Here is a 474-nt window from a genome sequence, read left to right as displayed (position 1 = left end):
CAGGGCAAAGGATTGGGCCATATCGGCCAGGGAAATTGCCGACATCTACAGCTCCAACAACCGTTGCATCATCTGATCGACCGCCGACAGCACCTTGGCATTGGCGGCATAGCTTTGTTCGATCAGCAGAAGATTCTGCATCTCAACATCTGTATCCACGCCCTGCCCGAGCTCTGCCGTGTGCAGCGTGTCGTAGCGGGCCGTCGCAAAATCGGCCTGATCTTCCCAGCGCCGCAAGGATCTGCGCGCCGATGCCGTAATTCCGTAGTGTGTGGGGCGAAGCCTCCCCTGCCGGGGCCAGAGTGCGGCTGACGTCGCGCAAAAGCACGACAACGCCCCGCCCCTCTTCTGCCACAGCGCGCATGGCGCTGGGAACCTCGTCCAGCCGGTCGGCCGATAGCCCGATCATGTCTTCCAGCGGATTCAGGACGTGCATCCGCGTCAGAACAGGCTCGGGCGTTGTGATATCACCCT

The 474-nt window shown here is 61.4% G+C and carries 1 protein-coding gene and 1 pseudogene; both read right to left on the bottom strand.

Annotation, left to right across the window (positions count from 1 at the left end; translation table 11 throughout):
- Positions 1-45: 45 nt before the first annotated feature.
- Positions 46-141 carry a flagellar basal body rod C-terminal domain-containing protein gene (locus tag TR36_RS16285; RefSeq protein WP_237763621.1) on the bottom strand — a complete coding sequence of 32 codons (96 nt, stop codon included), beginning with the start codon at positions 139-141 and terminating at the stop codon, positions 46-48.
- A gap of 1 nt (position 142) precedes the next feature.
- Positions 143-474: pseudogene (locus TR36_RS15385) on the bottom strand (hypothetical protein); the annotation flags it as partial.

Origin of the sequence: Falsirhodobacter sp. alg1 (assembly GCF_000739715.2) — a bacterium.
Taxonomy (GTDB): domain Bacteria; phylum Pseudomonadota; class Alphaproteobacteria; order Rhodobacterales; family Rhodobacteraceae; genus Falsirhodobacter.
Note: the sequence above shows the minus strand (reverse complement) of the source record. Positions and strands in the feature narration are given on the sequence as shown.